General features: G+C 63.9%; 25 protein-coding genes. 3 read left to right on the top strand and 22 right to left on the bottom strand.

Features of this window, described 5'->3' with window-relative positions; translation table 11 throughout:
• Positions 1 to 219 precede the first annotated feature (219 nt).
• From LB520_RS08185 to LB520_RS08230, 10 genes are all read right to left on the bottom strand, one after another.
• A complete protein-coding gene (locus tag LB520_RS08185; protein ID WP_095767237.1) occupies positions 220 to 1,335 on the bottom strand; it encodes a branched-chain amino acid ABC transporter substrate-binding protein in 1,116 nt (371 codons plus the stop codon).
• A gap of 137 nt (positions 1,336 to 1,472) precedes the next feature.
• Positions 1,473 to 1,820, bottom strand: coding sequence for a DUF6867 family protein (locus tag LB520_RS08190; RefSeq protein WP_095767236.1), 348 nt, complete (start codon positions 1,818 to 1,820; stop codon positions 1,473 to 1,475).
• Between the two features lie 117 nt (positions 1,821 to 1,937).
• Positions 1,938 to 2,666, bottom strand: coding sequence for an ABC transporter ATP-binding protein (locus LB520_RS08195; RefSeq protein ID WP_224608752.1), 729 nt, complete (start codon positions 2,664 to 2,666; stop codon positions 1,938 to 1,940).
• Positions 2,666 to 4,075 carry an ATP-binding cassette domain-containing protein gene (locus LB520_RS08200; RefSeq protein ID WP_224637110.1) on the bottom strand — a complete coding sequence of 470 codons (1,410 nt, stop codon included), beginning with the start codon at positions 4,073 to 4,075 and terminating at the stop codon, positions 2,666 to 2,668. Before LB520_RS08200 ends, LB520_RS08195 begins: the two co-directional genes overlap by 1 nt.
• A complete protein-coding gene (livM, locus tag LB520_RS08205; RefSeq protein WP_095767233.1) occupies positions 4,075 to 5,670 on the bottom strand; it encodes a high-affinity branched-chain amino acid ABC transporter permease LivM in 1,596 nt (531 codons plus the stop codon). Before livM ends, LB520_RS08200 begins: the two co-directional genes overlap by 1 nt.
• A gap of 5 nt (positions 5,671 to 5,675) precedes the next feature.
• Entirely contained in the window at positions 5,676 to 6,578 is a 903-nt protein-coding gene (locus LB520_RS08210) for a branched-chain amino acid ABC transporter permease (protein ID WP_224608749.1), read from the bottom strand.
• Positions 6,579 to 6,971: 393 nt separating this feature from the next.
• Positions 6,972 to 7,673, bottom strand: a complete 702-nt coding sequence (locus LB520_RS08215) for a haloacid dehalogenase type II (protein ID WP_224637111.1) — start codon at positions 7,671 to 7,673, stop codon at positions 6,972 to 6,974.
• A gap of 163 nt (positions 7,674 to 7,836) precedes the next feature.
• A complete protein-coding gene (locus tag LB520_RS08220) occupies positions 7,837 to 8,838 on the bottom strand; it encodes a 4-hydroxyproline epimerase (RefSeq protein ID WP_224637112.1) in 1,002 nt (333 codons plus the stop codon).
• Between the two features lie 13 nt (positions 8,839 to 8,851).
• Entirely contained in the window at positions 8,852 to 10,162 is a 1,311-nt protein-coding gene (locus LB520_RS08225) for an NAD(P)/FAD-dependent oxidoreductase (protein WP_224637113.1), read from the bottom strand.
• Positions 10,163 to 10,176: 14 nt separating this feature from the next.
• Positions 10,177 to 11,112 carry a dihydrodipicolinate synthase family protein gene (locus LB520_RS08230; RefSeq protein WP_224637114.1) on the bottom strand — a complete coding sequence of 312 codons (936 nt, stop codon included), beginning with the start codon at positions 11,110 to 11,112 and terminating at the stop codon, positions 10,177 to 10,179.
• Between the two features lie 68 nt (positions 11,113 to 11,180).
• Here LB520_RS08230 and LB520_RS08235 point away from each other — a divergent pair, with 68 nt between their 5' ends.
• Positions 11,181 to 11,885 carry a GntR family transcriptional regulator gene (locus LB520_RS08235; RefSeq protein WP_224637115.1) on the top strand — a complete coding sequence of 235 codons (705 nt, stop codon included), beginning with the start codon at positions 11,181 to 11,183 and terminating at the stop codon, positions 11,883 to 11,885.
• Between the two features lie 27 nt (positions 11,886 to 11,912).
• On the opposite strand, the gene LB520_RS08240 is transcribed toward LB520_RS08235, so the two are convergent.
• From LB520_RS08240 to LB520_RS08250, 3 genes are all read right to left on the bottom strand, one after another.
• Entirely contained in the window at positions 11,913 to 12,230 is a 318-nt protein-coding gene (locus tag LB520_RS08240) for a hypothetical protein (protein ID WP_224637116.1), read from the bottom strand.
• A gap of 270 nt (positions 12,231 to 12,500) precedes the next feature.
• Positions 12,501 to 12,803 carry a hypothetical protein gene (locus LB520_RS08245; protein ID WP_095767226.1) on the bottom strand — a complete coding sequence of 101 codons (303 nt, stop codon included), beginning with the start codon at positions 12,801 to 12,803 and terminating at the stop codon, positions 12,501 to 12,503.
• Between the two features lie 264 nt (positions 12,804 to 13,067).
• Entirely contained in the window at positions 13,068 to 14,564 is a 1,497-nt protein-coding gene (locus LB520_RS08250) for a CoA-acylating methylmalonate-semialdehyde dehydrogenase (RefSeq protein WP_224528169.1), read from the bottom strand.
• A 364-nt stretch (positions 14,565 to 14,928) separates the two neighbouring features.
• On the opposite strand from LB520_RS08250, the gene LB520_RS08255 reads away from it, so the two are divergent.
• The gene (locus tag LB520_RS08255) at positions 14,929 to 15,810 is read left to right on the top strand and encodes a LysR family transcriptional regulator (protein ID WP_095767223.1); all 882 of its coding nucleotides are present in this window, start codon (positions 14,929 to 14,931) and stop codon (positions 15,808 to 15,810) included.
• Here the strand turns inward: LB520_RS08255 and LB520_RS08260 are convergent.
• The 9 genes from LB520_RS08260 to rsfS all read right to left on the bottom strand — a co-directional run bounded on the left by LB520_RS08260 (position 15,807) and on the right by rsfS (position 24,952).
• The gene (locus tag LB520_RS08260; RefSeq protein WP_224637117.1) at positions 15,807 to 16,379 is read right to left on the bottom strand and encodes a hypothetical protein; all 573 of its coding nucleotides are present in this window, start codon (positions 16,377 to 16,379) and stop codon (positions 15,807 to 15,809) included. The genes LB520_RS08255 and LB520_RS08260 overlap by 4 nt on opposite strands.
• 147 nt (positions 16,380 to 16,526) lie before the next feature.
• Complete coding sequence (locus LB520_RS08265) at positions 16,527 to 17,789, bottom strand: D-amino acid dehydrogenase (RefSeq protein WP_095767221.1); 1,263 nt, start codon at positions 17,787 to 17,789, stop codon at positions 16,527 to 16,529.
• A gap of 87 nt (positions 17,790 to 17,876) precedes the next feature.
• A complete protein-coding gene (gene alr, locus LB520_RS08270) occupies positions 17,877 to 19,028 on the bottom strand; it encodes an alanine racemase (RefSeq protein ID WP_224602153.1) in 1,152 nt (383 codons plus the stop codon).
• A 76-nt stretch (positions 19,029 to 19,104) separates the two neighbouring features.
• Positions 19,105 to 19,620 carry an RNA pyrophosphohydrolase gene (locus tag LB520_RS08275; protein WP_140723373.1) on the bottom strand — a complete coding sequence of 172 codons (516 nt, stop codon included), beginning with the start codon at positions 19,618 to 19,620 and terminating at the stop codon, positions 19,105 to 19,107.
• Between the two features lie 170 nt (positions 19,621 to 19,790).
• Complete coding sequence (locus LB520_RS08280) at positions 19,791 to 20,981, bottom strand: divergent polysaccharide deacetylase family protein (RefSeq protein WP_224637118.1); 1,191 nt, start codon at positions 20,979 to 20,981, stop codon at positions 19,791 to 19,793.
• A 185-nt stretch (positions 20,982 to 21,166) separates the two neighbouring features.
• Entirely contained in the window at positions 21,167 to 22,498 is a 1,332-nt protein-coding gene (locus LB520_RS08285; protein WP_176477009.1) for a S41 family peptidase, read from the bottom strand.
• 1 nt (position 22,499) lies between these two features.
• Complete coding sequence (locus LB520_RS08290) at positions 22,500 to 23,834, bottom strand: murein hydrolase activator EnvC family protein (RefSeq protein ID WP_224637120.1); 1,335 nt, start codon at positions 23,832 to 23,834, stop codon at positions 22,500 to 22,502.
• A gap of 196 nt (positions 23,835 to 24,030) precedes the next feature.
• The gene (rlmH, locus tag LB520_RS08295; protein ID WP_224602145.1) at positions 24,031 to 24,513 is read right to left on the bottom strand and encodes a 23S rRNA (pseudouridine(1915)-N(3))-methyltransferase RlmH; all 483 of its coding nucleotides are present in this window, start codon (positions 24,511 to 24,513) and stop codon (positions 24,031 to 24,033) included.
• A 61-nt stretch (positions 24,514 to 24,574) separates the two neighbouring features.
• Positions 24,575 to 24,952 (bottom strand): ribosome silencing factor, encoded by a 378-nt coding sequence (gene rsfS / locus LB520_RS08300; RefSeq protein WP_095767215.1) that lies wholly within the window; start codon positions 24,950 to 24,952, stop codon positions 24,575 to 24,577.
• Positions 24,953 to 25,196: 244 nt separating this feature from the next.
• On the opposite strand from rsfS, the gene LB520_RS08305 reads away from it, so the two are divergent.
• Positions 25,197 to 26,048, top strand: a complete 852-nt coding sequence (locus tag LB520_RS08305) for a mechanosensitive ion channel family protein (RefSeq protein WP_224602412.1) — start codon at positions 25,197 to 25,199, stop codon at positions 26,046 to 26,048.
• Positions 26,049 to 26,056 lie beyond the last annotated feature (8 nt).

Consider the following 26,056-nt stretch of genomic DNA (forward strand, 5'->3'; position numbering starts at 1 on the left):
GAAAATGCTGCAGCGCAAACAAATTTGCGCGACAGCTAAAACGATTTAAGTCGCCTGTTTGCGGCAAATCGTCATTGCTGTTCTTCGAACACGGATCATGGGTGGTGGACGGGTATTGCCCGAGGCGCGGCGCGGAGCTTCCGGTTGGCCTCGCCCGCAAACGAAAATGCCCGGCGCGAGCGCCGGGCATCCCCGAAAAGTCGGCTCGAGTTTGCCGGCTTATTTCTCGAAGTAGCTGTACTTGCCGTCGTCGCCCTTCTTCCATTCATAGATGACATAGTCAGGACGGGTGATGTCGCCCTTGCTGTCGTAGCCGATGTCACCGATGGCGGTCTTCCAGGTGTTGGCCCTGATCGTCTCCGCAACCTTCTGCGCGTCGTCGGCCGAGCCGGTCTTGGCGATGGCCTGGGCGATGATCTGCACCGCGGCATAGGAGTAGAGCGTGTAAGCTTCCGGCTCGAAGCCGTTGGCGCGGAACTTCTCGACCACTTCCTTGGCGGCCGGATTCTTGCGCGGATCCGGAGCGAAGGTATTGAGCGTGCCGGCAACGGCGTCGCCCGCGATCGAGGCCAGTTCGTTGGAGACGATGCCGTCGCCCGAGAACAGCGGCGCCTTCAGGCCCTGATCGGCCGACTGACGGATGATCAGGCCGGCTTCGGTGTGCAGGCCGCCCCAGTAGATGAGCGTGACGCCGTTTTCCTTCATCTTGGCGATGAGGGCCGAGAAGTCCTTGTCGCCGACATTCACGCCTTCGTACAACACTTCCGTGATGCCGTTGGCGTTGAGGTTCTTCTTGGTCTCGTCGGCGAGGCCCTGACCATAAGGCGTCTTGTCGTGGATGATGGCGATCTTGGCATCCTTGAAGTTCTTGGCGATGTAGTCGCCGGCCACCTTGCCCTGCTGGTCGTCACGACCGCAGGTGCGGAAGGTGTTCCACATGCCGCGCTCGGTGAACTTCGGGTTGGTCGCAGCCGGCGTGATCTCGAGCATGCCGTTTTCCTGGTAGACTTCCGAGGCTGGGATCGACACACCGGAGTTGAAGTGGCCGTCGACGAACTTGACGCCGTCGGCGACGAACTTGTTGGCGACCGAGATGCCCTGCTTGGGATCGGAGACATCGTCACCGATCTCGAGCTTGAGCTGCTGGCCGAGGATGCCGCCCGCCGCGTTGATGTCGGCGACCGCCTGTTCCGCGCCCTTCTGCAACTGCGCGCCGAAGGCGGCGTTCGGGCCGGTGATCGGACCGGCGACGCCGATCAGGATGTCGGCCCACGCGCTGCCGCTGAACGCGACGAACGCGGTCAGCGCCACGGCGGACAAAAGTGATTTTTTCATTGAAACGCTCCCATTTACGGAGTGGGCGTGGATGATACTTTCATGCGATGCCCACCCTTATCGCAGAAAGCATAGAATGCCGATTTTCAGGCACTTGTCACGCCGATTCATCCCCGAAACGGCGTAAATGGTGAACGTCAACCTTTCGGTTTCCAGCTTAACAAGGAAGCTCTTTCATAGAGCCAGTTATACTGCGTGACCATTTGGTTGGTGCGCGTGTATTGATAGCCGAGGAAGCCCAGTATCATCAGGACGATGGTGTCGACGATATAGTAATGCAGCGAGAACATCGTGCCGCCGAACAAGGCGTGATGGATGAACCTGACGCCGATACCGAGACCGAGCAGGAAGAAAAACAGCCGCAGATACGTGCTCCAAGTCTGAGCCGCCGCTTTGCCTGTCATCCATGCCGCCCCGCCGCCAAGCAGGCCTGTGACGAACAGAAACTGCCAGATCGAGGCTTCTTCGTAGATAATGCCCTGCATGATCGATGTCCCCAGATCTTAGCATGATTCCGAAAAGTTACAGACTTTTCGGAGAAGATCATGCTTCAAGAACAAAACCCTAGAGCGAGATGGCGATCCTGGGAAAGTCATCGCGCTCTAATGATGTCCGCCTTCGAGATAGGCGGCGCGCACTTCCGGATTGGCGAGCAATTCCTTGCCGGTGCCGCTCATCGTCACATTGCCGTTGACCATGACATAACCGCGCGTGGCGAGCTTGAGCGCGCCGAAGGCGTTCTGCTCGACCAGGAACACGGTCAGCCCCTGCGTCTTGTTGAGCTCGCGGATGGCGTCGAAGATCTGCTTGACGATCAGCGGCGCGAGGCCCAGCGAGGGCTCGTCCAGCAACAAAAGCTTCGGCCGCGCCATCAGCGCGCGCCCGATCGACAGCATCTGCTGCTCGCCGCCCGACAGCGTGCCGCCGCGCTGGGCGATGCGCTCTTTCAGCCGCGGGAACAGCGTGAACACCCTCTCGACGTCCTCGTCATAATGCTTGAGGTTGTCGAGGCTGGCGCCCATCTGCAGATTTTCCATCACCGTCATGCGCGGAAAGATGCGTCTGCCTTCCGGGGATTGCGCGATGCGCATGCGTGCGATCTCATGCGTCGGCATCTTGGTGATGTCGGTGCCGGCGAAGGTGATGGTGCCGGTGCGGGCGCGCGGCGCGCCGAAGATGGTCATCATCAGCGTCGACTTGCCGGCGCCATTGGCACCGATCAGCGCCACGATCTCACCCTGGTTGACGCTGACATCGACGCCGTTCAGCGCCCGGATGTTGCCGTAGTAAGTCTCGACACCCTTGATGTCGAGCAGCGTTGTGCCGGCCATTATTTACGCCCTCCACGCGTCGCGGGCTTGGCCGCTGCTTCCTTCGCCAGCGTCTTCGCCTGGCCGATCCAGTCTTCGCGGGCAATGCGCCCGTCAAAGGCGAGATAGGCTTCCGCCGCCTCGATGTCGGCCTTCTTCCAGGCCGCTATCTGGTCGAAATGGAAGATGCCGTGCTCGTTGAGCTTGCGCTCGTTGACCGGGCCGATGCCTTTGATGCGGATCAGGCTATCGGCTTTGCCGCCGCGCGGCGCGTCGAGGCGATTGGAGATGCCGCCGGCTTTCGCCGGCGCCTTGCCGAGGGCCTTCTTTGCAGGGGCTTTCGCCGTCGGCTTGCCTTTCGCGGCGGCCGACTTTGTCGCTGGCGCTGGAACCGGTTTGCTGGCTATCGATGCGGCGCGCGCGTCGACTTGCGCCGCCTTCGAGGCGCCCTTCGACACCGTGACCCGCTCGCCCTCATTCCCATGTTCGACCGAATCGGAAACCGGCCCCGCCATCATCGAGGCGGAATTTCCCGGCCCATGCGCGGAATCGGGGCCGGTATCGAGCTGCTCGATCACGTCCTCATCGCCGACCTCGGTCAGCACCGTCTCGACCTCCTCGTCGTCGACGCCGAGATAGGCCGCGATGACGCGCGGATCGGTGCGGACGGACGCCGGATTGCCGTCGGAGATCTTGCGGCCGTATTCGAGCACGACGACATGGTCGGAGATCTGCATCACCACCGACATGTCGTGCTCGATGAGCAGGATCGACGTGCCGGTGCTCTTGATTCCCATCAACAGCTCGTTGAGCGCCGCAGATTCCTTCGGATTGAGGCCGGCGGCCGGTTCGTCGAGGCACAGAAGCTCCGGCCCCGTGCACATGGCGCGCGCGATTTCCAGGCGCCGCTGCGCGCCATAGGGCAGGTCGCCGGCCGGATCGTCGGCGCGATCGACAAGATCGGCCTTCTCCAGCCAGTGCCTGGCGAGCTCGATCGACTCGGCCGAGGCCTGGCGATAGCTCGGAAAGCCGAACAGGCCGAGGAGAGTATAGCCCGAAGCCTTCATCAGCTTGTTGTGCTGCGCGACCAGGAGGTTCTCCAGCAGCGTCATGCCCGAGAACAGGCGGATGTTCTGGAAGGTGCGCGCCACCTTGGCGCGCGCCGGGATCTCGTGGTTGGGCAGGCGCTCGAGCAGATAGGTCGAGCCGTCCCCCCGGTTCAGCGTGATCATGCCTTCAGACGGCTTGTAGAAGCCGGTGATGCAGTTGAACACCGTGGTCTTGCCGGCGCCGTTCGGGCCGATCAGCGCGGTGATCTCGCCGCGCCTGGCCTGGAACGACAGGTCGCCGATGGCGACCAGGCCGCCGAACTTCATCGACAGATGCTCGACCTGCAGGATGAAATCGTTCGAGGAAGGGGTCGCGTTCATCAGCCGTGCCCCTCCTTGGTGAAGGAGCTTGAAACCGCTCTTCGCTCCTTCAGGAAGGCCGTCGGCTCGCGGCTGCCGACAAAACCGCGCGGCTTCCACAGCATGACGATGACCATGGCCATCCCGAAAAGCAGCATGCGGTAGAGTTCAGGCGTGAAATCGGGACCGAAGACCCGCTTCAGGAAGTCGAGCTCCCGCAACGCTTCGGTGCCGCCGATCATCACCAGCGCCGCTACGGCGATGCCGACCAGCGAACCCATGCCGCCGAGCACGACGATGGCGAGGACAATCGCCGATTCCAGGAAGACGAAGGATTCGGGGCTGACGAAACCTTGCCGTGCGGCGAAGAACGAGCCGGCAAAGCCGCCGAACATGGCGCCGGTGGCAAACGCCGTCAGCTTGGTGGTGGTGGTGTTGATGCCGAGCGAGCGGCAGGCGATCTCGTCCTCGCGCAGCGCTTCCCACGCCCTGCCGACCGGCAACCGGCGCAGCCTGATGGTAACGAAGGCAGTCAAAAGACAGAGTCCGAGGATCAGATAGTAAAGGAAGATCTTGTAATAGGCGCTCGATGTGGCGATGTGCAGCACCTTGGCGATGTAGTTCGGATCCGAGACGTTGAACGACATCAGGCCGAAGAAGGAGACCTTTGGAATGCCGGAAATGCCGGCCGAACCGTTTGTCACCTCGCGCCAGTTGATCAGGACGAGGCGGATGATCTCGCCAAAGGCAAGGGTGACGATCGCCAGATAGTCGCCGCGCAGCCGCAGCACCGGGAAACCGAGCATGACGCCCCAGAAGGCGGCCATGCAGCCGGCGGCCGGGAGCAGGATCCAGAAGGACAGGCCGAAATGCGTGCCGAGCAGCGCGTAGGCATACGCGCCGACGGCATAGAAGGCGACGTAGCCGAGATCGAGCAGGCCGGCGAGGCCGATGACGATGTTCAGCCCCCAGGCCAACATCACATAGATCAGGATCTGGATGCCGAAATTGTCGACCCACTTCAAAGAGCCCTGAAACCCTCCCGCTATCGATCCTGTTACCAGCGCAAGCACCAGCACGACGATGATCGGATAGAGCGCCAGCGCGCTGATGCCCAACGCCGAGAAGTGGGCGTGGATGAAGGCCCGGAAATAATACATAACCCAGGCGACGGCATAAATGATCGCCAGCGCCCGCACAAAGCGTGCGTAGCCGGCAAGGTCGGGTCCGAGCAGCCCGTCAAGCGAGCCGGCCAGCACGAACAGCAGGGCTGCGACAACGACCGCTGCTACGAAATAGGGCATCCTGAAGAAGCGTGCCGCCATGGTGTCGGGCAGCAGGCCTGTGTCGATGTCGGCGATCTTCAGGCTGGCTACGAAGGGCTGGCCATAGGCGACATAGAGGAAGCGGCCCCCGGCGGTGGCGATGACCACCAGGGCGAGCAGGCCCCAGCGCTGCACCAGGATCAGTTCGTTGGAGATATTCTGGTCGGTCCTGAGACCGATAAACAGCACGAACAGGCCGAGCGCGATGGCGCCTGCATAGAGCGCTTCGCGAAAAGCGCGCTGGACTGGAGTAGCGACGGCATCGCGCTCCGAAGACACGGTAACGGCCATCAGGATCAGACCTTTTCGACTTCAGGCCGGCCGAGGATGCCGGAGGGCAGGAAGATGAGCACGATCGCCAGGATCGAGAAAGCGGCGACGTCCTTGTAGTCGATCGAGAAATAGGCCGACCACATGCTCTCGATGAAGCCGATCAGCAGTCCGCCGAGCACGGCGCCGGGCAGCGAGCCGATGCCGCCGAGCACGGCCGCCGTGAAGGCTTTCACGCCCGGCACGAAGCCGTCCGAGAACACCACGACGCCGTAATACATCAGGAACAGCGTGCCGGCGACGGCGGCGAGAGCTGCGCCCATGATGAAGGTGATGGAGATGGTGCGGTCGACGTCGATACCGAGTAGTGCTGCCATCTTGCGATCTTGCTCGCAGGCGCGTTGCGCCCGCCCGAGCGCTGTCCGGTTGACGAGATACCAGAAAATCGCCAGCAGAATGATGGTGACGATCACGATGAGGATCTGCTTCAGCGAAACGCTCACACCATCAACAGTGTAGACTTGGCTGACCAGCGGCGGGATCGGCTTGTTGCGCGGGCCTTGCGTGACCTGCACGAAATTGGACAACGCGATCGACATGCCGATGGCGGTGATCAGCGGCGCCAGCCGGAACGAGCCGCGCAGCGGCCGGTAGGCCACCTTCTCGATCGTCCAGTTGTAGAGGCTGGTGAGAAGCATGGCGACGATCATCATTATCAGAAGCGCCACCACGACCGGCACCGAATAGAACAACGCGCCAAGGATCAGGAAGACGATGAGGGCGGTGAAGGCGCCGACCATGAAGATATCGCCATGGGCGAAATTGATCATGCCGATGATGCCGTAGACCATCGTGTAGCCGATTGCGATCAGGCCATAGATAGATCCCAGCGTCAGCCCATTGATAAGCTGCTGGACGAAATACTGCATATTTACGCGGCTCCCCTGGAATGTCGCCCGTTTCCGGGTCGCACTCCTTTTCGTATTTCCCCTAGTCGTAAAGTCTCGAGCCCGGATTGCAACGTGATTTTTCAATCGCCGGGCGTGTTTTGGAAGCACGCCGCCCGATTGTCCGTTTTTCGTACCCGGCCCCCTGGACTATCGCGGAACCTATCATTGGCACAACGCAATGTCTTTGACGATTCGACCTTATGACGAGCTTCGTGTCGAAGAAATCGGCGTCAAAACAAGTTGATGAGAAGAATCCTTGCAATGATCGGGCTAGGTCGTTTCGGATCGCCACACATTCCGCAAGGTCAGGATTCCGTCGCGTGTGACGGCCATGTGACGGCGAGGCGACACCGTTTGACATCCGCGCCGGGCTCAGTTCCAGATCGTCGACCGCAGGAAGGGCGGCACATCATCGAGCGCCGGGAAAACCGCGTTCGGGGTGTAGTCGGGCAGCGGTTTGCGGCCGGTTCCCCTGTCGATCCAGATGCAGCGGAAGCCGAGGTCGCGGGCGGCGGCGAGATCGAGATGCGGACTGGCACAAATATGTACGACGTCGCCCCGACCGACGCCAAGCGCATTGTGCGCAAAATCGAAGATCTGCCGCGCGGGCTTGTAGGCGCCGGCCTGCTGCGCGGTGACGACGCGGTCTATATGCCCGCCTAGTTGGGCGACATTGCCGGCGATGATGTCATCGTCGGTGTTTGAAATGATGCAAAGCTTGAAACCCTGGGCCTTCAGCGCGCCGAGCGCGGGGACGACCTCGGGGAATGGCGGCATTCGGGAGATGCTCCCGGTCAGCACCTCGATGTCGTCCGGCGAACGGGCGAGCTTCAGCTCCTCCATCGCCAGCCCCAGCCCCTCGCCGGCCACGCTGCGGAAGGATTTGTGAGGCCGCGCGGTCTCGAGCGCGTACTCGTGCTTGTCGTAGACGCGGATCAGCGTCTGGGGTTCGATATTGGAGGCTGGGTGATTGGCGAGGATCGTGTTGACGGCGGCAAGCAGACCTTCATCCCACTGGATGAGGGTGCCGTAGCAATCGAAGGTCAGCCATTCGGGTTTTGGGCCGGAAAGCATCGATTATCCTTTCTTGACGATCTGATGGAAGGGACCGCTGAACGGGTCGCCTCGCATTGTTTCAGAACCCTGGCATGACCACTCTCGGACGTCAGGCCGATTGGCTGTTGCCGACAATTTGAGCGAGCCCGATACCGGCTTCGACCGGCTGAGGCCGCGAGGCTTATGTGACGATGAATCCATGCGCGAACGGATCGCGGTCGTCGATGAAGATGGTGTTCAGGCCCGTCATCCGTGCCCAGCCGCCGATCGAGGGGATGATCGCCGGCTTGCCGGCCACGCTGACCTCCTTTTCGACCCTGCCTTTGAACAGCGAGCCGATGATCGATTCATGGACGAAACTGTCGCCGGGCTTGAGCTTGCCCTTGGCATGGAGCTGGGCCATGCGGGCCGAGGTGCCGGTGCCGCAAGGGCTGCGGTCGATCGCCTTGTCGCCATAGAAGACGGCGTTGCGCGCATCGGCCTCGGCATGTTTCGGCTTGCCCGTCCACAGCAGATGCGACAGCCGATTGATGCCGGGGTTCTCCGGATGCACGAAGGAGTATTTCTCATTGAGGCGCTGGCGCACAACCGGACTCCAGGCAATGAGGTCGCCGGCCGAATGATCGGCCATGTCCCGGTAATTCTTCTGCGGCTCGACAATGGCGTAGAAATTGCCGCCATAGGCGACGTCGACGCTGATCTCGCCAAGCACCGGGCATTCGACGGTCAGGCCTTCAGCGTGGAGGAAGGACGGCACGTTGGTGATGCGCACCTCCTCGACATATTCGCCGACCTGTTTGTATTCGGCGATGACCAGGCCGGCCGGCGTGTCGAGCCTCAAGACGCCCGGCGTCTTCGGCGTCACCAACCCGTGCTCGATGGCCATGGTGACGGTGCCGATCGTGCCATGCCCGCACATCGGCAGGCAGCCCGAGGTCTCGATGAACAGGATGGCGATGTCGCAGTCCTCGCGCGTCGGCGGGTAGAGGATCGAGCCCGACATCACGTCATGGCCGCGCGGCTCGAACATCAGCCCGGTGCGGATCCAGTCATATTCGGCGAGAAAATGCGCCCGCCGCTCCATCATGGTCGCGCCCTTGAGCAGCGGCCCACCGCCGGCGACCAAGCGCACCGGGTTGCCGCAGGTGTGGCCGTCGATGCAGAAGAAGGATTTTTTCGCCATGATGCACTCTTTTTCAGAAACGCTGCGGGCTGAAGGGCGTGAGATCGAGCGGCGGAGTCTGCCCGAGAACGAGATCGCGGATCAAGCGGCCGGTCGCCGCCGACTGGGTCAGGCCGAGATGGCCGTGGCCGAAGGCGTAGTAGACGTTCGGCGCGCGCGCCGTGCCGATGACCGGCAATGAATCCGGCAGCGACGGACGATAGCCCATCCACTCGCGGCCGCCGGACGGATCGAGACCGGGCAGGAAACGCTTCGCTTTCTCCAGCATCGCCTTGGAACGGGCGAAATTGGGTGGCCGCTCGATGCCGCCGAGCTCGACGGCGCCGCCGACGCGCAAGCCGGTTTCGAGCGGCGTGATGACGAAGCCATGCCCGGAAAAGATCAGCTGCCGCTTCACGTCGAAAGCCGACACAGGCAGCGTCGTGTTGTAGCCGCGCTCGGTTTCGAGCGGGATGCGGTCGCCAAAATTCCTTGCCAGGAGATGCGACCAGGCGCCGGCGGCGATCAGGAGCTTCTTGGCCGTGCGCCTGCTGCCGTCGGCCAGGATGATCGTCGCGCCGTTTGCGGCCGCTTCCACGCGCTCGACCCGCGCATGCTCGAAACGGGCGCCGCGTTTTTCCGCATAGGCCCAGACCGCCTTGCCGAGCAGCTTCGGGTCGGCGACCGTCTTCCAGCCCGGCACAAAGGTGGCCTTGACGAAGCGCGGCGAAAGACCTGGCTGCAGCGCCGCCATCTCTTCGCCCTCGACATGGCGAAAGCCGATGCCGAAACGCTCGCGTTCGGCCCAGCCGGGCAGCGAGGCGCGGAACTCCGCCTCGCTCTCATAGAATTCCAGCGATCCATCCTCGCGCAGCATCGGCCGCGTGCCGGAGCGGTCGAGCAGCCCCATCCATTCGGCTTCGGCGAGCTTCATCATGCCCGCCTGCGTGGCGAGGCTCGTCTCGTAGTGCTTCGCCGCACCGGCCCGCCAGAAGCGGATCAGCCAAGGCAGAAGTTTCGGCAGATAGGCCGGCGGAATGGTCAAAGGCCCGAGCGGGTCGGCGAGCCATTTCGGCAATTGCCGGATCATGCCTTTATGCGCCAGCGGCAGCACGTCGGAGAAGGCGAAGGCGGCGGCATTGCCGGAGCTCGTCTCCTCGCAGATGCCGGTGCGGTCGAAGACGGTGACGCTGCGCCCCGCTTCCGAGAGCAGGGTCGCAGCGCAGATGCCGATGATGCCGCCGCCGATGATGGCGATGTCTTCCGCTTCTCCCCGCGCACCGGCAGAAGATGCCCCGGTGGCTGAGCGCCGCTCCTGTTCCCAGGATTTGGAATTTCGTTGCACGTCAGGGCTGTCCCTTATTCGGCCGCCACCATCTGCTTCGTCGATCGAGGAGACGTCTGCAGCGGCGGCAGCTTCGGCCGCATCGCCAGCGCATCCCGGACGATCTTTTCGACCGCCTTGCGGCGTTCACCCGACAGCGGCTGGCGCGGCATGCGCACGCGGTCATTGGTACCGATCGCCAGCACTTCGGCAAGCTTGATGTTTTGGACCAGATAGGTCGAGACATCGAGGTCGAGCAAGGGCCGGAACCAGCGGTAGATCGCCAACGCCTCGTCGCGTCGGACCTGCTGCATCAACTGGTAGATCGCGACCGTCTCGCGCGGGAAGGCGGTGACGAGGCCGGCGACCCAGCCGATGGCGCCGACCGACAGCGCCTCGAAGGCAAGGTTGTCGACGCCGGTGAAGAGGTCGTAGCGGTCGCCGAACCGGTTGATGATCTCGGTCGATCGGCGGATGTCGTCGGAGGATTCCTTGATGGCGACGAAACGCTTGTCCGACGCCAACTCCTCCATTAGGTCGACGGTGACGTCGACGCGATAGGCGAGTCGGTTGGAATAGATCATCACCGGCAGGTCGCCTGCTTCGGCGACGGCGCGAAGGGCGGCGACCGTCTCTTGCGGGTCGGTGTGATAGATCGGGCTCGGCACCACCATCAGGCCGTCGGCGCCTTCCTTGGCAGCGCGTTTGGCGATAGCAGCCGCCTCACGCGTGCCGGGCTCGTTGACGGTCAAAAGCACCGGCTTCTTGCCGGCAACCTTCTGCGCCGCCTTCAGCACCTCGATCTTCTCGTCAGGCGACAGCATGGGGCCTTCGCCGAGCGAGCCGCACACGATGATGCCGTCGCAGCCGGCCTCCATCTGTAGCCCGTAGCAGCGCTCCATCTCGGCATGGTCGAGACGGTCGTCGGCGGTGAATTTGGTCGTGACGGCGGGGAAAACTCCGGCCCACATGGCTACTTCTCCTCTGATATATCAGTCGTATATCTATTAGGAATTAGCCTGTCAACGCTGAATCAATTATGATATATGAAAAATATATCAGGAGCGTGCCATTGATCTCCCCGCTGATATCCATCGAGGCGAACGCGACCGCCGAGCCGGCGGCGACCAAGGCCTATCGCGCGCTTGAGCATATGATCGTCACGCTCGAGCTGGCGCCGTCGGGCTTCGTCACCGAAGGCGCGCTGATCGAGCGGCTGGGCCTCGGACGCACCCCCGTGCGCGAGGCTATCCAGCGGCTCGCCTGGGAAGGGCTTCTCGACATCAGACCTCGGGCCGGCATCGCGGTCGCACCGCTTCACGCCGGCGACTGGCTGCGGGTGCTGGATGCGCGGCGCGGCATCGAGGTGGTGCTCGCCCGCTCGGCCGCCCGCTTCGTCACCCGCGAGGCCGCCGACCTGTTCCATGAAGCGGCCCTGGCCATGCAGAAGGCGGTGATCTCGAGCAATGTGCTTGCCTTCATCCAGGCCGACAAGGCGCTCGACGAAGCGCTGGCCATCGCCGCCGACAACCCGTTCGCGGCGCGTGTGGCGGCCCCCTTGCAGACCCACAGCCGCCGCTTCTGGTATCGCTACAAGGCCGACACCGGTCTCGCCGAATCGGCCGAGCACCACGTGGCGCTGATCCGTTCCATCCTCGACGGCGACGAGGAAGCCGCCGCCAAGGACGCCAAGAAGCTGATAGCGCTGCTGCGCGGTCATGCCGAGGTGGCCGCCACGCGCTGAGCAGGACCAGCGCCTGCTCGAGGCACTTCAGCCACCCGGCTGCCCGACCGCGGTGGCCAGCGTGTCTTCCCACCCCTCGCCGGCGGCCAGGATGCAGCTCTGGCCTTTGACGTCGGTCATCAGGATGGTCCAGGTTCCGCCTGCCGAGACGAATACCTCGAAGATGGCGACTTGTCCGGCCACGCCATAGCCCAGCCGCTTCTCCTCGAATGCCTCCGCCAACCTCGCGACCAGATAGTCATGGCCGCCGCAGATGACTTGCGCCTGCGCCGGAACTGCCGACAGCGCCATCATGGCGCCAACGGCCGCAAGCTTGACCCATCGAAACGAAAATTCGCGTGCCATGGGGCACCTCCTTTGCCGTCGCATTCCGGCAAAGGGAGGCACATTCGGCCGCCTCAGTGTGCCGGAAGGCTCCAGGCCGGATTGGACGTCTTCATCGCGTCACTCCTTCTGGCTTCCGGTCTGTCGTCGGGAGATCAGGACTCCCTGGGATTCGATATGGTGAAGCTCCGCTCCGTAAACAAGCGGCGCTGCGGAGAGCGCCTTGCTTGGCGCCACTTGACGCCGGACCGTGGGAGCCGTTGTGGCGCGCACCCCGGCTCCCCGCCGGTTTCAGGCGCCCGGCATCGCCGCCGTGATCGTCGGGCTGTCCCAGCCCTCGCCGACGGAAAGCACGCAGCTCTGGCCTTTGGTATCGGAGGCGAGCACCGTCCAGCTTCCCTGGTCGGAGACGAATATCTCGAGCACGACGTTCGGATTGATCAGGCCGCGCCCAGCCTCGGTTTCGTGGAACTTGTCGCCAAGCGCCTTGATGATGTCGGCGCGCGCCGCGCATTGCGCCGCCGCGCTCGCCGGCACGGCTCCAACGGTCATCGCCGTCGCCGCCAATATTGCCGCCACAACAAATCGTGTCATCTGACACCTCCTCGCGCCAGACGAGAACCCCGGCTTGAACCGGCGCTGCTTGGTTGCCTGCACGCATGGCAGGAATAAAGCCTAAGGCAGATGGTGGTCTGTTGGTTCCATCACACGGCGATGGAATTATTAGAATATGCGGACGCACGCATGACGCGATGCGCCGGAATTCATGCGCCTGAAGTTGTGCTTCGCCTTCGTCCATAAAAAGAAAGCGCGGCTCGCGCCGCGCCTTCTCAATGTTGGTTTGGACGACCGTTCGGGCTAGTTCATCGTCGGGATGACAAACTCGGCGCCGTCCTTAATGCCCGACGGCCAACGCGAGGTGACCGTCTTGGTTTTGGTGTAGAAGCGGAACGCGTCCGGACCGTGCTGGTTGAGGTCGCCGAAGGACGACGCCTTCCAGCCGCCGAACGTGTAATAGGCGATCGGAACCGGGATCGGCACGTTGACGCCGACCATGCCGACCTGAACGCGGCTGGCGAAATCACGCGCGGCATCGCCGTCGCGGGTGAAGATGGCGACGCCGTTGCCCATCTCGTGGTCATTGGCGAGCTTGATGGCATCCTCGTAGCGCGGCGCGCGCACCACCGAGAGCACCGGCCCGAAGATCTCTTCCTTGTAGATGCGCATGTCGGCGGTCACGTTGTCGAACAGGCAGCCGCCCATATAGTAGCCGTTCTCATAGCCCTGCATCTTAAAGCCGCGGCCGTCGACGACGAGCTTGGCGCCTTCCTTGACGCCGATATCGACGTAACCCTTGACGCGCTCCAGCGCCTGCGCGGTCACCAGCGGACCGAAATCGGCGGAAGAGTCGGTCGAGGGGCCGACCTTGAGGCTCTCGACGCGAGGCACCAGCTTTTCCATCAGACGGTTGGCGGTGTCGTTGCCGACCGGGACAGCCACCGAGATCGCCATGCAGCGTTCGCCGGCCGAGCCGTAGCCGGCGCCGATCAGCGCATCGACAGTCTGGTCCATGTCGGCATCGGGCATGATGATCATGTGGTTCTTGGCGCCGCCGAAGCACTGCACGCGCTTGCCCGAGGCGGTGCCGCGCGAATAGATGTAATGCGCGATCGGCGTCGAGCCGACGAAGCCGATGGCCTTGATGTCCGGATCGTCGAGGATGGCGTCGACCACTTCCTTGTCGCCGTTGACGACGTTGAGGATCCCCTCGGGCAGGCCGGCCTCGATGAAGAGCTCGGCAATGCGCAACGGCACGCCCGGATCGCGCTCGGACGGCTTCAGGATGAAGGCGTTGCCGCAGGCGATGGCCGGGGCGATCTTCCACAACGGGATCATTGCGGGGAAGTTGAACGGGGTGATGCCGGCGACGACGCCGAGCGGCTGGCGCATCGAATAGACGTCGATGCCGGGGCCGGCGCCGTCGGTGAACTCGCCCTTCATCATGTGCGGCGCGCCGATGCAGACCTCGACCACTTCGAGGCCGCGCTGGATGTCCCCGCGCGCATCGGCAATGGTCTTGCCGTGCTCGCGCGCCAGGATGTCGGCCAGCTCGTCGTAGTCACGGGCGACCAGCTCGAGGAATTTCATCAGCACGCGCACGCGACGCTGCGGGTTGGTGGCCGCCCATTTCGGCTGCGCCGCCTTGGCGTTCTCGACCGCGGCGCGCAGTTCCGCCTGCGAGGCCAGCGCCACCGTGCCGCGCACGGAGCCGTCCATCGGCTGCATCACATCCTGCTTGCGCCCGCTGGTGCCGGCGACACGCTTGCCGCCGATGAAATGACCGTATTCGATCATGCTTTTCTCTCCCTGTTCTGATGATGACCCATTGTCTGCCTTTGCGGCGGCGATGGCAACGCGAGCCAAAACGCAACCGTTGTGCGGAAAATAGACAACGATCCCGAGGTGTGCATTAATTGCCGCAAATGACGGATTGCCTGCCGTGAAGGATTTCATAGATTGAGTTTTGTCGCGCCCCCCTCTGTCCTGCCGGACATCTCCCCCTCTTGGGGGGAGATTGGCAGCTTCACCGACAGCGCTTTCGGCGGTTGGCGAAATCCGCCGCAACATCTGATCTCCCCCCTAGAGGGGGAGATGGCCGGCAGGCCAGCGGGGGGCGCGAAGGAACACAGCGTTGACAATCACGGAGTGGACCACTCCCATGAACTGGGATGACGTCCGCATCTTCCTTGCAGTCGCCCGCGCCGGCCAGATTCTCGGTGCGGCCAAGCGCCTGGAGCTCAACCACGCCACCGTCTCGCGCCGCATCGCCGCGCTCGAGGAGGCGCTCCGCACAAAGCTCTTCCGCCGCCTGACCACCGGCAGCGAGCTGACGCCGGCCGGCGAGCGCTTCCTCGACATAGCCGAGCGCATGGAGAGCGACATGATCGCCGCGCGCTCGACCATTGCCGGCGAGGGCGACGACGTTTCGGGCACGGTGCGCATCGGCGCGCCGGACGGATTTGGCGTCGCCTTCCTGGCAAAGCGGCTGGGCGAGCTGACTGCGCTGCACCGCGAGCTCACCATCCAGCTGGTGCCGGTGCCGCGCTCCTTCTCGCTGTCCAGGCGCGAGGCCGATATTGCGATCACCGTCGAGCGGCCGAGCGAAGGGCGGCTGGTGGCGGGCAAGCTGGTCGACTATACGCTCGGCCTCTTCGCCTCCCGCGCCTATGCCGAAGCCAACGGCCTGCCGAAAGCGCCGGCCGAACTCGGCCGGCACACGCTGATCGGCTATGTGCCGGACCTCATCGTCAGCCCCTCGCTGGACTATGCCGCCGAGTTCAGCCCCGAATGGCGCACCAGCTTTGCCATCTCCTCGGCGCTCGGCCAGGCCGAAGCGGTGCGCTCCGGCGCGGGCATCGGCATCCTGCACACGTTCGTCGCCCGTTCGATGCCGGAGCTGGTGCCGGTCGACATCGTCGCGCCCATCCGCCGCGCCTATTGGCTGGTCTATCATGAATCGGTCAGGCCGCTGCGCCGCGTGCAGCTGGTCGCCAACTTCATCACCAAGGCCGTGGAACGCGAGCGCGGCCTTTTTGTCTAATCCGCGTCGAGCACGAACGAGCTCACGATCTTATTGGCCTCGTCTGCAAGCGGCGCCCATTTCCGCTCCACCTCTTCGGAGTTGTCGCCCGCGACCCCGCAATCGACGAAGCCGTAATGCGAGCTGCGCAGCGTCAGCGCGATGCGGGAATGGCCGTAGAAGCTGACATTTTCGTCGGCATAGTGGAAATCCATCTCGGCCATGCGCACCGGATAGCCGTCCGGAAAATGCGCCAACCTGTCCTGGCGGAAGGCGGCCGACTGATAGGCGACGCCGACCATGGTCTGCCAGTTGCTCACCTTCCAGTCTTCCTCCATGAACGCCCTGACATCGGGCGGATTGTCGGGAGCGGTCGGATCATAGGCATTTTCCGACACGCGGCAGGTGAGCCCTCCTTCGCCGGATTTGATCTTGAGCCGAATGGTGTTGTCAAAGGCGGTTTCGCTCGCCCATTGCTCGGGATAGGTCAGCGAAAAGCCGTGCTCCTTGTCGTGAACGGTTTTGTCCGCTGCCAGCGCCGCCGGGGCGCAGGTCAGATAGGCGGCCGCCGCAAAAAGAAAAAGACGCATCCAAAGTCCCCTCGCTGCGGCCGATCCTATCACAGGCAGTTGGTCGCCGCCGCCTTGCCAGCGCCAAGCTCTACCAGCAGCTGTTCGGCGACAGCTGGGTCGGGGAAGCGTTCCGAGGCAAGCCCGCCGAAGCAGATGCAAAGCCCCTCAGATAGGTTTGAGATACCGCTCCGGGCTGAGGTCGCGCGCGTTGATCTCCGGCACCCGGTTGGACATGATGTCGGCGAGCACCTTGGCCGAGCCGCAGGCCATGGTCCAGCCGAGCGTGCCATGGCCGGTGTTGAGATAGAGGTTGGCAACCTCGCTTTGCCCAATCAAGGGCGGTCCATCCGGCGTCATCGGCCGCAAGCCGCACCAGAAGCTCGCCGCCTTGAGATCGCCGCCGCCGGGGAAGAGATCGCCGACCGAGTGTTCGAGCGTGCGGCGGCGCGATTCCTGCAGGCGAAGGTCATAGCCCGAAATCTCCGCCGTGCCGCCGACCCGGATGCGGTCGCCGAGCCTGGTGATCGCCACCTTGTAGGTCTCGTCCATGACGGTCGACACAGGCGCGGCCTCGACATTGTCGATCGGCACGGTGATCGAATAGCCCTTGACCGGATAGACCGGTATGGGCCGCCCCAGCGAGCGCATGAACTGCGCCGAATAGCTGCCCATCGCCATCACGAAGGCGTCCGCGGATTTCCATCCGCCCTCCGTGAGGACGTTGGTGAGGCGATTGCGGTTCCTGACGATGCGCCGGATGGTCGAGCCATATTCGAAGGTCACGCCGCGCGCCACGCAAAGTTCCGCGAGCTTGTCGGTGAACATCTTGCAGTCGCCGGTCTCGTCGCCCGGAAGCCTGAGGCCGCCGACGAATTTCTCGCGCACCGCCGCAAGGGCCGGCTCGGCGGCGATACAGCCGTCGCGGTCGAGGATCTCGTAAGGCACACCGTATTTCTTCAGCACCTCGACGTCGCCGCCGGTGCCGTCGAGTTGCTTTTGCTTGCGGAACAGCTGCAGCGTGCCTTTGGTCCGTTCGTCGTAGGTGATGCCGGTCGCCTCGCGCAGCGCCTTCAGCGTGTCGCGGCTGTATTCGGCAAGCGGCACCATGCGCGACTTGTTGAGCGCGTAGCGCTCGGCCGTGCAGTTGCGCAGCATCTTGAGGAGCCAGGTCCACATGTTCGGGTCGAAGGCGGGCCGCACGACCAGAGGGCCGTACTTCATCAACAGCCATTTGACGGCTTTGACCGGGATACCGGGCCCGGCCCAAGGCGAGGCATAGCCCGGCGATACTTCGCCGGCATTGGCGAAGCTGGTTTCGAGCGCCGGCCCCGGTTGGCGATCGTAGACGGTCACTTCATGACCGGCCTCGGCGAGGAAGTAGGCGGTGGTGACCCCTATCACGCCGCCGCCCAGCACGATGACTTTCATTCAAGGCTCCCTCAAAGGCCGATCATGCCGCCCGAGGCATGGCCATTCCCTGTCTGCCGGATTTTGCGGCACCCGCCAAGGGCTGCGTTATCCGCCGATGTAACGGCGGTGAAAGCGCGCGCCCAGACTAGTCAATATCTCATAGCCGATGGTACCGGCATGGCCGGCCGCGTCGTCGACGCTTTGCGACGGACCGATGAGCTCGACGAGGTCGCCTTCGCCGAGCCTACCTGCCGAAAGCGCCGAAATGTCGAGGATGATCGAGTCCATCGACACGCGCCCGACGAAGGGCAGTCGCACGCCCTCGAACCAGGCGGCCGAAGCGGCGCGACGGTGCCAGCCGTCGCCATAGCCCAGCGAAATGGTCGCGAGATCGAGCGGTCCATCCGCCTGGTGGGTATGGCCATAGCCGATGCCGGCGCCGGCGTCGACCTGCCGCGTCTGCGCCACCTTGGCTTGCAGCCGTATGACCGGCAGCATCGGATTGGGTGTGTGTGGTGTCGGGTTGACGCCGTAAAGCGCGGCTCCCGGGCGGGCAAGGTCGTAGTGATAGGCCGGCCCGAGAAAGATGCCGGACGAGTTGGCCAAGGAGGCGGGCGCCGCGGGCAGCATCCTGCGCAGCCTTTCGAATTCGTGCCGCTGCCTCTCGTTCGCCGCCTGTTGCGGCTCGTCGGCGCGGGCGAGATGGCTCATGACAAAACGAATGTCGACGCCATCGAAGGCGCCGATCTCCCCCGCGACCGCCTCGACTTCCGCCGGCGCCATGCCGAGCCTTGCCATGCCGCTGTCGACCTGGATGGCGGCGGCAAGGCTCTGGCCCATGCCTCGCGCGGTCTCGCGCCAGGCCTTAAGCTGCATGGCGCTGTTGATGACCGGCCAAAGCCCGGCCGCCGCGGCTTCCGGTTCAGAATCCGGAGGCAGCCCGTTCAGCACGAAGATGTCCGGCCCCGGGCCGATCGCCTTGCGCAGCGCGATACCTTCGCCGAGCAGCGCGACGAAGAAGATGTCGCAGCCCTCTTTCGCCAGCGCCGATGCCACTTGCGCGGCGCCAAGTCCGTAGCCGTCAGCCTTGAGCACCCCGGCGCAGCGGACGCCGTCCAGCCGCGCCTTCAGCCGGCGGTAGTTTTCCCGGATGGCCCCGAGGTCGATCGTCAGGATCGCGCCGGCGGCGGCCTCGCTCACGGTCGAGCCACTGCTTGCATTATGTGCCGGAAACCCGCGTCCGGTGTCGTCGCTCATGGCGACCCCCGCTCATTGCATCGGCAATCAATACGGCCACGGGGCGCCCGCGACAACCGGGACAGATGGAGGCCGCTCAAGGGACGAGATGCTGGAACGCCGCCACCACCTGCTCGTAGACCTTGCGCTTGAACGGCACGATCAGGTCGGGCAGCTCCCGCATCGGCCGCCAGGCCCATTCATCGAACTCGGCCTTATGGCCACCAGGAGGCGGATTGATCTCGATCTCGCCTTCGTCGCCCTCGAAGCGGTAGGCGAACCATTTCTGCGTCTGGCCGCGATAGCGGCCCTTGAAGGCGACGCCGACCAGATGCTCCGGCAGGTCGTAATTGATCCAGCGCGGCGCCTCGGCAAGCAGCGACACGCTGCGCATGCCGGTCTCCTCGTAGAGCTCGCGCCCGGCGGCCTCGATCGGCTCTTCGCCCTTGTCGATGCCGCCTTGCGGCATCTGCCAAAGCTGCGTCGTGCCGGCAAACTCGCTGTCCGGTTCGGCGATGCGGTGCCCAACCCAGACCAGACCTGCTTTGTTGAGGATCATCAGCCCGACGCACGGACGGTAAGGCAGCGTTTCGGGATCGATCGTCTTGGCCATGGGGGGCAGCGTTCCGTGTGAGTAGTGAGTAGTGAGTAGTGAGTAGTGAGTAGTGAATGGTGAATGGTGACGGCATCAAAAACCGTGGCGCGGCACTGAAAATCTTCTACTACTTACTACTTACTACTTACTACTCACTATTCACTATTCACCACTAACCATTCACCCAGCTAGCCTTTTTGCGGATCGATCGCCACCGCCGAGATCGGCACGATCTCGATGCCGCGCTTCTTCGCTTCGGCAATCCACGACGTCACCGTGTCAACGGTGATATCGAAGGCCGAACCGATGCCGACGGCGCTGCCCTTGGCCCGCGCCGTGGCTTCGAGGCTGTCCAACTTCTTGAGGATTTCGCCGCGATCCTGGACGGCATCGATCGCCATGTCACCGGCGACGAACGGCACGCCGTCTTTGAACGCCAGGTCGGGCGCCACACTGCGCGAGGACGAGCCGTCATCGATATAGGCAAGCCCCCGCTTGCCGAGCTCGGCCATCAGCGGTTCCATCGCCGCGGCGTCGGCCGAGAAGCGCGCGCCCATATAGTTCATGACCCCGGTATAGTTGGTCGTGCGCGACAGCGCCCAGTGCAGGCTCTTCAGGTTCTCGTCCGGGCTGGCCGCGACAGTCAGCGTGTTGCGGCCGGGATTGACGTTCGGATAATCGAACGGCTCGAGCGGCACCTGCATGATGATCTCATGCCCGCTTTGCCTTGCCGCCTGCATCCAGCGGCCGATGCTGTTGCCTTGCGGCGCGAAGGCCAACGTCACTTCGGCCGGCAGCTTGGCGATCGCTGCCTGCGTGCCGGTCTGCGACACGGCGAGCCCGCCAATGACGATCGCCACCCGTGCCCCGCGCGCGCCCGACCAGGGCCGGGCATAGACGTCGAAGGGCCGCCGGCCGTCGGCGCTGCGGATCGGCAGCGGTCCGGTGTCGCCGGCCTCGATCAGCGCCCTGTCCGGGATATGGGCGACCTTGAGGTTCTGGCCGAGCGTCGACGGATCGCGAATCACGATAGCGGCCTTCGGCGGGCCGTCGCCTTCTTCGGTCTGGACGTGGATGATCTGCGGGCCGCCGCTCTTCATCGGCGTGCTGGCCTGTGGCGCCGCCGCCATCGGAGCCGGCGCGGGCGCCGCTGTCGCCGCAGGAGCAGCCTCGGCGGTGACCTTCGGCGTCGAAACGGCGACTTCTTCCGGCTTGCGGAAAGGCCTTTCACGCAGCGCGATAGCGCCGGAAACACCGATCACGCCAAGCACGGCCAGCACCGCGATGAGGGAGCCGGAGCCGATGCCGCGCGAGGCCTTGCGCTGAGGCCGGATGGTCTGTCCGAGCGGGCGTTCGATGTCCTTGCCGATCTCAGCCAAGTCGTGTTTCCCCGGAAGCACGCCAGGGGTCACGTTTTTCGTGACATCTCGCGTGAACTTCGCAATCGCCGGAGCGGTACCCAGACGCGTGGCGCCCCGACCGCGGTCCTCGAATCAAACTGCCGGAACCTCGCGGCCCCGGCAGCATTGCATTGCTTCTCGCAGCCGGCCAGAGCCGGACCGCATTACTGGTTCAGCACGGCCTTGTCCGGGTTCGGCGGGAACGACGGATCGGTCTTTTCGCCGCGCAGAAGCTGCTCGGCATAGATCAGCTGCAGGTCGTTCTTCGGATCCGGCGGCACATAGGCGGCCGAGCCCGAGCCGGTGGAGCTCTCGTCGGCGCCCTTGATGTGGCCCTTGAGGTCGGATTCGCCGCGGGTCAGGTCGCGGCCCTGCAGATCCGGGGGCAACGGCTGGTCGACCTTGATGTCGGGCGTGATGCCCTTGCCCTGGATCGACTTGCCCGACGGCGTGTAATAGAGCGCCGTCGTCAGCCTGAGCGCGCCGTTCTCGCCGAGCGGGATGATGGTCTGCACCGAGCCCTTGCCGAAGGACTGCGTGCCGACCACCGTGACGCGGCGCAGGTCCTGCAGCGCGCCGGCGACGATTTCCGAGGCGCTCGCCGAGCCGCCATTGACCAGCACGATCATCGGCTTGCCGTTGATGTCGTCGACCTGCTTCGGCTTGGCGTCGAAGCGGGTGACGTCCTTCGGATCGCGGCCGCGCGTCGAGACGATCTCGCCGCGCTTGAGGAAGGCGTCCGACACGCTGACCGCCTGGTCGAGCAGGCCGCCCGGATTGAGGCGCAGGTCGAGCACATAGCCCTTCAGCTTGTCGTTCGGCACCTGTTTCTTGATGTTCTCGATGGCGTTCTCGAGATCGTCATAGGTCTTCTCGGTGAAGGAGGTGATCTTCATGTAGCCGATGTCGTTCTCGACCCGGTACTTCACCGCCTTGACCTTGATGATGTCGCGCACCACCGTCAACTCGATCGGCTTGTCGGCGCCCTGGCGCAGGATGGTGAGCTTGATCGGCGTGTTCACCGGCCCGCGCATCTTCTCGACCGCGTCGTTGAGGGTGAGGCCGCGAACCTCCTCGCCGTCGATCTTGGCGATGTAATCGCCGGAAAGCACGCCCGCCTTGGCGGCCGGCGTGTCGTCGATCGGCGTGATCACCTTGACGAGGTCGTTCTCCATGGTGACCTCGATGCCGAGGCCGCCGAACTCGCCCTTTGTCTGCACGCGCATGTCCTGCGCCTGCTCGGCATTCATGTAGGAGGAGTGCGGGTCGAGCGAGGACAGCATGCCGTTGATGGCGTTCTCGACCAGCGACTTGTCGTCCGGCGGCGTCACATAATTGGCGCGCACGCGTTCGAAGATGTCGCCGAAGATCGCCAGCTGCTTGTAGGTTTCCGAACCCGCAGCATTCGCCGCCGAACCCGGTGCGCCGTAGACCAGGCTCATTGCCGATGCGCCCATCAGCGCGCCGGCAAACAGAAGCGACAGTTTCCGCATCATTTCACGTCCTTCCAGAGAATCGGTCCGCCCACCATGGGGCCGGATCGACGGGTTTTCCATCCTTGCGGAACTCTACATAGAGTTCCGGTGTTGCATTTCCATTCCGCGAGGCCGAGGTGCTTGCCACCCGGGCCTCTCCCATCGCGCCGATCGGCTCTCCTGCGAGCACCGACTGTCCGGTCGCGACGCTGATTCTGCTCATCCCCGCCAGAACGACATGATACCCGTCGCCTGCGTTGAGGATCAAGAGTTGACCATAGGAGCGAAACGGCCCCGCATAAAGCACGTTTCCATCCGCCGGCGCGGTGACGATGGCTCCCGATTGTGTCGCAACCATGTCGCCTTGCATCGCCGCGCCATTGCCGTCGTCGGCGCCGAAACGCAGCTTGATCTTGCCGATGACCGGCAGCGCGATCTGGCCTTGCAATGCCGAGAACGGCGCCGATCCAGTGAGACGGTTCGCTTCCGGCACCGGCAGCGCAGCGAGCTCGGTGGTCGAGGCCGTGGTGTCGTTGTCCGCCGATTTGCGCTCGCCCGCCTTGGCCTGGTCCTGCGCCTTGCGCGCCTTGTCGGCCTCCAGCGAGGCGATCAGGTCCTTGAGGCTGCTCGCCTTCGCCGCCAGCTGCTGCGAGTGCTGCTGCTCTGCCGCCATCGCGGCCTGGGTATCGGCCTGCAGTTTTTTCTTGGCTTCGAGCAGCATGGTGAGCCGCTTCTTCTCGGCGGTCTGGTCGGTGACGGCGGTGGTGAGCCTGGCCCGCTCGGCCTCGATCGATGCCGTTACACGCGTCTGCTCCTTGAGGTCGGCCATCAGCCGATCGGTCTGCTGGCGCAGTTCCGGCACCACGGCGCCGAGCAGGATGGCGCTGCGCACCGACGACAGCGCATCCTCGGGCTTGACCAGGATCGCCGGCGGCGGATTGAGCCCCATGCGCTGCAATGCGCCGAGCACTTCGGCCAGCACGTCGCGCCGCGCCATGAGCGAGGCACGCAGCTTATTTTGCTCGGCCTTCAGCCCTTCGAGCTTGGCGCCGATGTCCTCGATGTCCTGACCGAGCTTCTGCTCCGTCATCGCCGACTGGATGAGCGCCGCGGTGATCGAAGCATAGTCCTTGCGCACCGAAGCGATGTCGGCGGCGAGCTTGCCCAGCCGCTCCGACGAGAGCGTGATCTCCTTGGAAACCTGCTCGTATTCGGCCCGGCTCTGATCCGGGTCGGGCGCAAGGTCGAGCGAATTTTCGGCCGCCTGGACCGGACCGAGCGCGACCAGGGCGGCGACAAGGGTCAAGCCGCAGCGGCCGCGCCAGGCGCGCGTAATCGGGTACCAGCCTTCAGACATCAGGCCCCTAACCTATCCGCCGCTTCGTTAACGAACCATCAACCATGTTGAAAGCGCCGCTCAGAGCAATTCCAGGAAAAGTGCGTAACGGTTTTCCGTCCGGGATTGCGTAAAACAGAATACCCCGTTGCCGCGCGATTGAGGCAGAAATCCTGGCGTGGGCCGGCAATCCCCAGCTTCTTGGCCGTCGAGCCATTCACGATCGATGATACGGGTGACCCGCCAGGATCGTCGCGATCCGGTAAAGCTGCTCGCCCAGCATGACGCGCACCAGCTGGTGCGGCCAAGTCAGCGCGCCGAAGGATAGCGTAAGATCGGCTTGCTCGCGCAAGGATCTGTCATGGCCGTCGGCACCGCCGATCGCGACGACCAGCGCCTTGCGGCCGCCGTCCCGCAACTGTGCGATGCGGGCGGCCAGGTCTTCCGAGGAAAGCGACTTGCCGCGTTCGTCGAGCAGGATGAGAACAGCGCCCGACTGCAATTGCGCCTGCAGCCTCTGGGCTTCCTCGCGGCGGCGCTCGTCGGCGCTCTGTCCGCGGCTCTCGGGGATTTCGACAATGCCGGCAAACTCCAGCCCGACCGCGGGCCCGCTCTTGGCGAAGCGCTCGAAATAGCGGTCGGCGAGTTCTCTCTCGGGGCCGGTCTTCATCCGGCCCACGGCATGAACGGTGATCTTCATCCTCGCCCCGGCGAGCTTGTCCTAACGCGCACCGTGACGGTCACGGCACGCGGATCAAGGCTCAGTGCAAGGTCTCTTCCTCGAGATCCGGCGCCTGCCACATCTTTTCGAGATTGTAGAATTCGCGGACTTCGGGGCGGAAGACATGGACGATGATGTCGCCCGAATCGATCAGGACCCAGTCGGCGCTGGCCAGCCCCTCGACGCGCGCATTGCCGAGGCCGGCATCCTTCAGCGCCTTGAGGAGATGATCGGCGACAGCCGAGACATGACGGTGCGATCGGCCCGAGGCGATGACCATATAGTCGCCGAGGCTCGATTTTCCCTGGATGTCGATTGAGACGATGTTTTCGGCCTTGGAGTCTTCCAGACTGGCAAGGACTGTGTCGATGGCGAGGGACGCGGCGTCGTTTCCGCTGATCCCTGCCGGCGAAGGCATGATGTCAGCCTTCTTCCGCAGTGCTGTTCTCAGTGTGTTTCCTTTCCCAACAAGAACAACCAAATCACCAGGCAAATCAGGTGACACCACTTAGATAGGCAGAGTTCCGTTGCAGTTTCAAGACGGGCGCCTTCGAAGCGTGATCTCCGCGCGATGTTGAGGAGGCGCTCCGCCAAGCCGCAAAAGGCGGGAACCGATGCCAGACGCACGGGTTATCGGCGCATTGACCAACGGGATACCCGCCATGCCCACCGACCCGCAAAGCGCCCTCATTACCATCCAGGCCGGGCTTGCGCAGCTGAGCACGCTGATTGTTTCCTATTCCTTCTCGGCCATCGGCGCCGTCATCCTTCTGGTCGTCGGCTATCTTGTCGCCGGGCTTGCCGAGCGCTCGATCTATGCCGGCCTCGGCCATATCCACGGCTTCGATGAGACGTTGCGGCATTTCTTCTCACAGGTCGTGCGCTACGCCATCCTGATCCTCGTCGTCATCATGGTGCTCGGCCAATTCGGCGTGCAGACCGCCTCCATCATTGCCGCCATCGGCGCTGCCGGCCTGGCCATCGGGCTGGCGCTGCAGGGCACGCTGCAGAACATCGCCGCCGGCATCATGCTTTTGGCGCTGAGACCCTTTCGCATCGGCGAAAATGTCGAGGTCGGCTCGATTGCCGGCAAGGTCGAGGAGATCGGCCTGTTTGCCACCAAGCTGCGCACCGTCGAAGGCGTCTACATACTGGCGCCCAATTCGACGCTGTGGAACCAGCCGGTGCGCAATTTCACCCGCAACGGCGTGCGGCGCACCGACGTCACCTTGAGCATCGGCTCGTGGAATGACATCGACCGCGCGCAAAAGACGCTGCTTGCCATCGCCGCCGCCGAAAAGCGCATCCGGCGCGAACCGGCGCCGATCGCCTTCGTGGCCAGTCTCGGCGACACCACCGTTTCACTCACCTTGCGCTACTGGACGTCGGCCGCCGACTATTTCTCGACCCAGATCGACATGACCAAGCGCGCCAAGCAGGCTTTCGATACCGAGGGCATCTCGATCCCGCTGCCGCCTCCGGAAATGCCGGCGCCGGAGGCGCGCAAGCAATAGTCTCACCG

Source organism: Mesorhizobium sp. CA12, from assembly GCF_020165255.1.
In the GTDB taxonomy this organism is placed as follows: Bacteria; Pseudomonadota; Alphaproteobacteria; order Rhizobiales; family Rhizobiaceae; genus Mesorhizobium.

Coding starts and splice junctions, on each gene's coding strand:
- LB520_RS08240 (WP_224637116.1), bottom strand. CDS start 12,230: ATGGCACGCGAATTTTCGTTTCGATGGGTCAAGCTTGCGGCCGTTGGC.
- LB520_RS08305 (WP_224602412.1), top strand. CDS start 25,197: ATGCCCACCGACCCGCAAAGCGCCCTCATTACCATCCAGGCCGGGCTT.
- LB520_RS08250 (WP_224528169.1), bottom strand. CDS start 14,564: ATGATCGAATACGGTCATTTCATCGGCGGCAAGCGTGTCGCCGGCACC.
- LB520_RS08215 (WP_224637111.1), bottom strand. CDS start 7,673: ATGCTTTCCGGCCCAAAACCCGAATGGCTGACCTTCGATTGCTACGGC.
- LB520_RS08195 (WP_224608752.1), bottom strand. CDS start 2,666: ATGGCCGGCACAACGCTGCTCGACATCAAGGGTGTCGAGACTTACTAC.
- LB520_RS08230 (WP_224637114.1), bottom strand. CDS start 11,112: ATGTGGGCCGGAGTTTTCCCCGCCGTCACGACCAAATTCACCGCCGAC.
- LB520_RS08235 (WP_224637115.1), top strand. CDS start 11,181: ATGATATATGAAAAATATATCAGGAGCGTGCCATTGATCTCCCCGCTG.
- LB520_RS08245 (WP_095767226.1), bottom strand. CDS start 12,803: ATGACACGATTTGTTGTGGCGGCAATATTGGCGGCGACGGCGATGACC.
- livM (WP_095767233.1), bottom strand. CDS start 5,670: ATGGCCGTTACCGTGTCTTCGGAGCGCGATGCCGTCGCTACTCCAGTC.
- LB520_RS08285 (WP_176477009.1), bottom strand. CDS start 22,498: ATGATGCGGAAACTGTCGCTTCTGTTTGCCGGCGCGCTGATGGGCGCA.
- LB520_RS08265 (WP_095767221.1), bottom strand. CDS start 17,789: ATGAAAGTCATCGTGCTGGGCGGCGGCGTGATAGGGGTCACCACCGCC.
- rsfS (WP_095767215.1), bottom strand. CDS start 24,952: ATGCCTTCGCCGGCAGGGATCAGCGGAAACGACGCCGCGTCCCTCGCC.
- rlmH (WP_224602145.1), bottom strand. CDS start 24,513: ATGAAGATCACCGTTCATGCCGTGGGCCGGATGAAGACCGGCCCCGAG.
- LB520_RS08200 (WP_224637110.1), bottom strand. CDS start 4,075: ATGAACGCGACCCCTTCCTCGAACGATTTCATCCTGCAGGTCGAGCAT.
- alr (WP_224602153.1), bottom strand. CDS start 19,028: ATGAGCGACGACACCGGACGCGGGTTTCCGGCACATAATGCAAGCAGT.
- LB520_RS08185 (WP_095767237.1), bottom strand. CDS start 1,335: ATGAAAAAATCACTTTTGTCCGCCGTGGCGCTGACCGCGTTCGTCGCG.
- LB520_RS08220 (WP_224637112.1), bottom strand. CDS start 8,838: ATGGCGAAAAAATCCTTCTTCTGCATCGACGGCCACACCTGCGGCAAC.
- LB520_RS08260 (WP_224637117.1), bottom strand. CDS start 16,379: ATGCGTCTTTTTCTTTTTGCGGCGGCCGCCTATCTGACCTGCGCCCCG.
- LB520_RS08210 (WP_224608749.1), bottom strand. CDS start 6,578: ATGCAGTATTTCGTCCAGCAGCTTATCAATGGGCTGACGCTGGGATCT.
- LB520_RS08290 (WP_224637120.1), bottom strand. CDS start 23,834: ATGTCTGAAGGCTGGTACCCGATTACGCGCGCCTGGCGCGGCCGCTGC.
- LB520_RS08275 (WP_140723373.1), bottom strand. CDS start 19,620: ATGGCCAAGACGATCGATCCCGAAACGCTGCCTTACCGTCCGTGCGTC.
- LB520_RS08190 (WP_095767236.1), bottom strand. CDS start 1,820: ATGCAGGGCATTATCTACGAAGAAGCCTCGATCTGGCAGTTTCTGTTC.
- LB520_RS08255 (WP_095767223.1), top strand. CDS start 14,929: ATGAACTGGGATGACGTCCGCATCTTCCTTGCAGTCGCCCGCGCCGGC.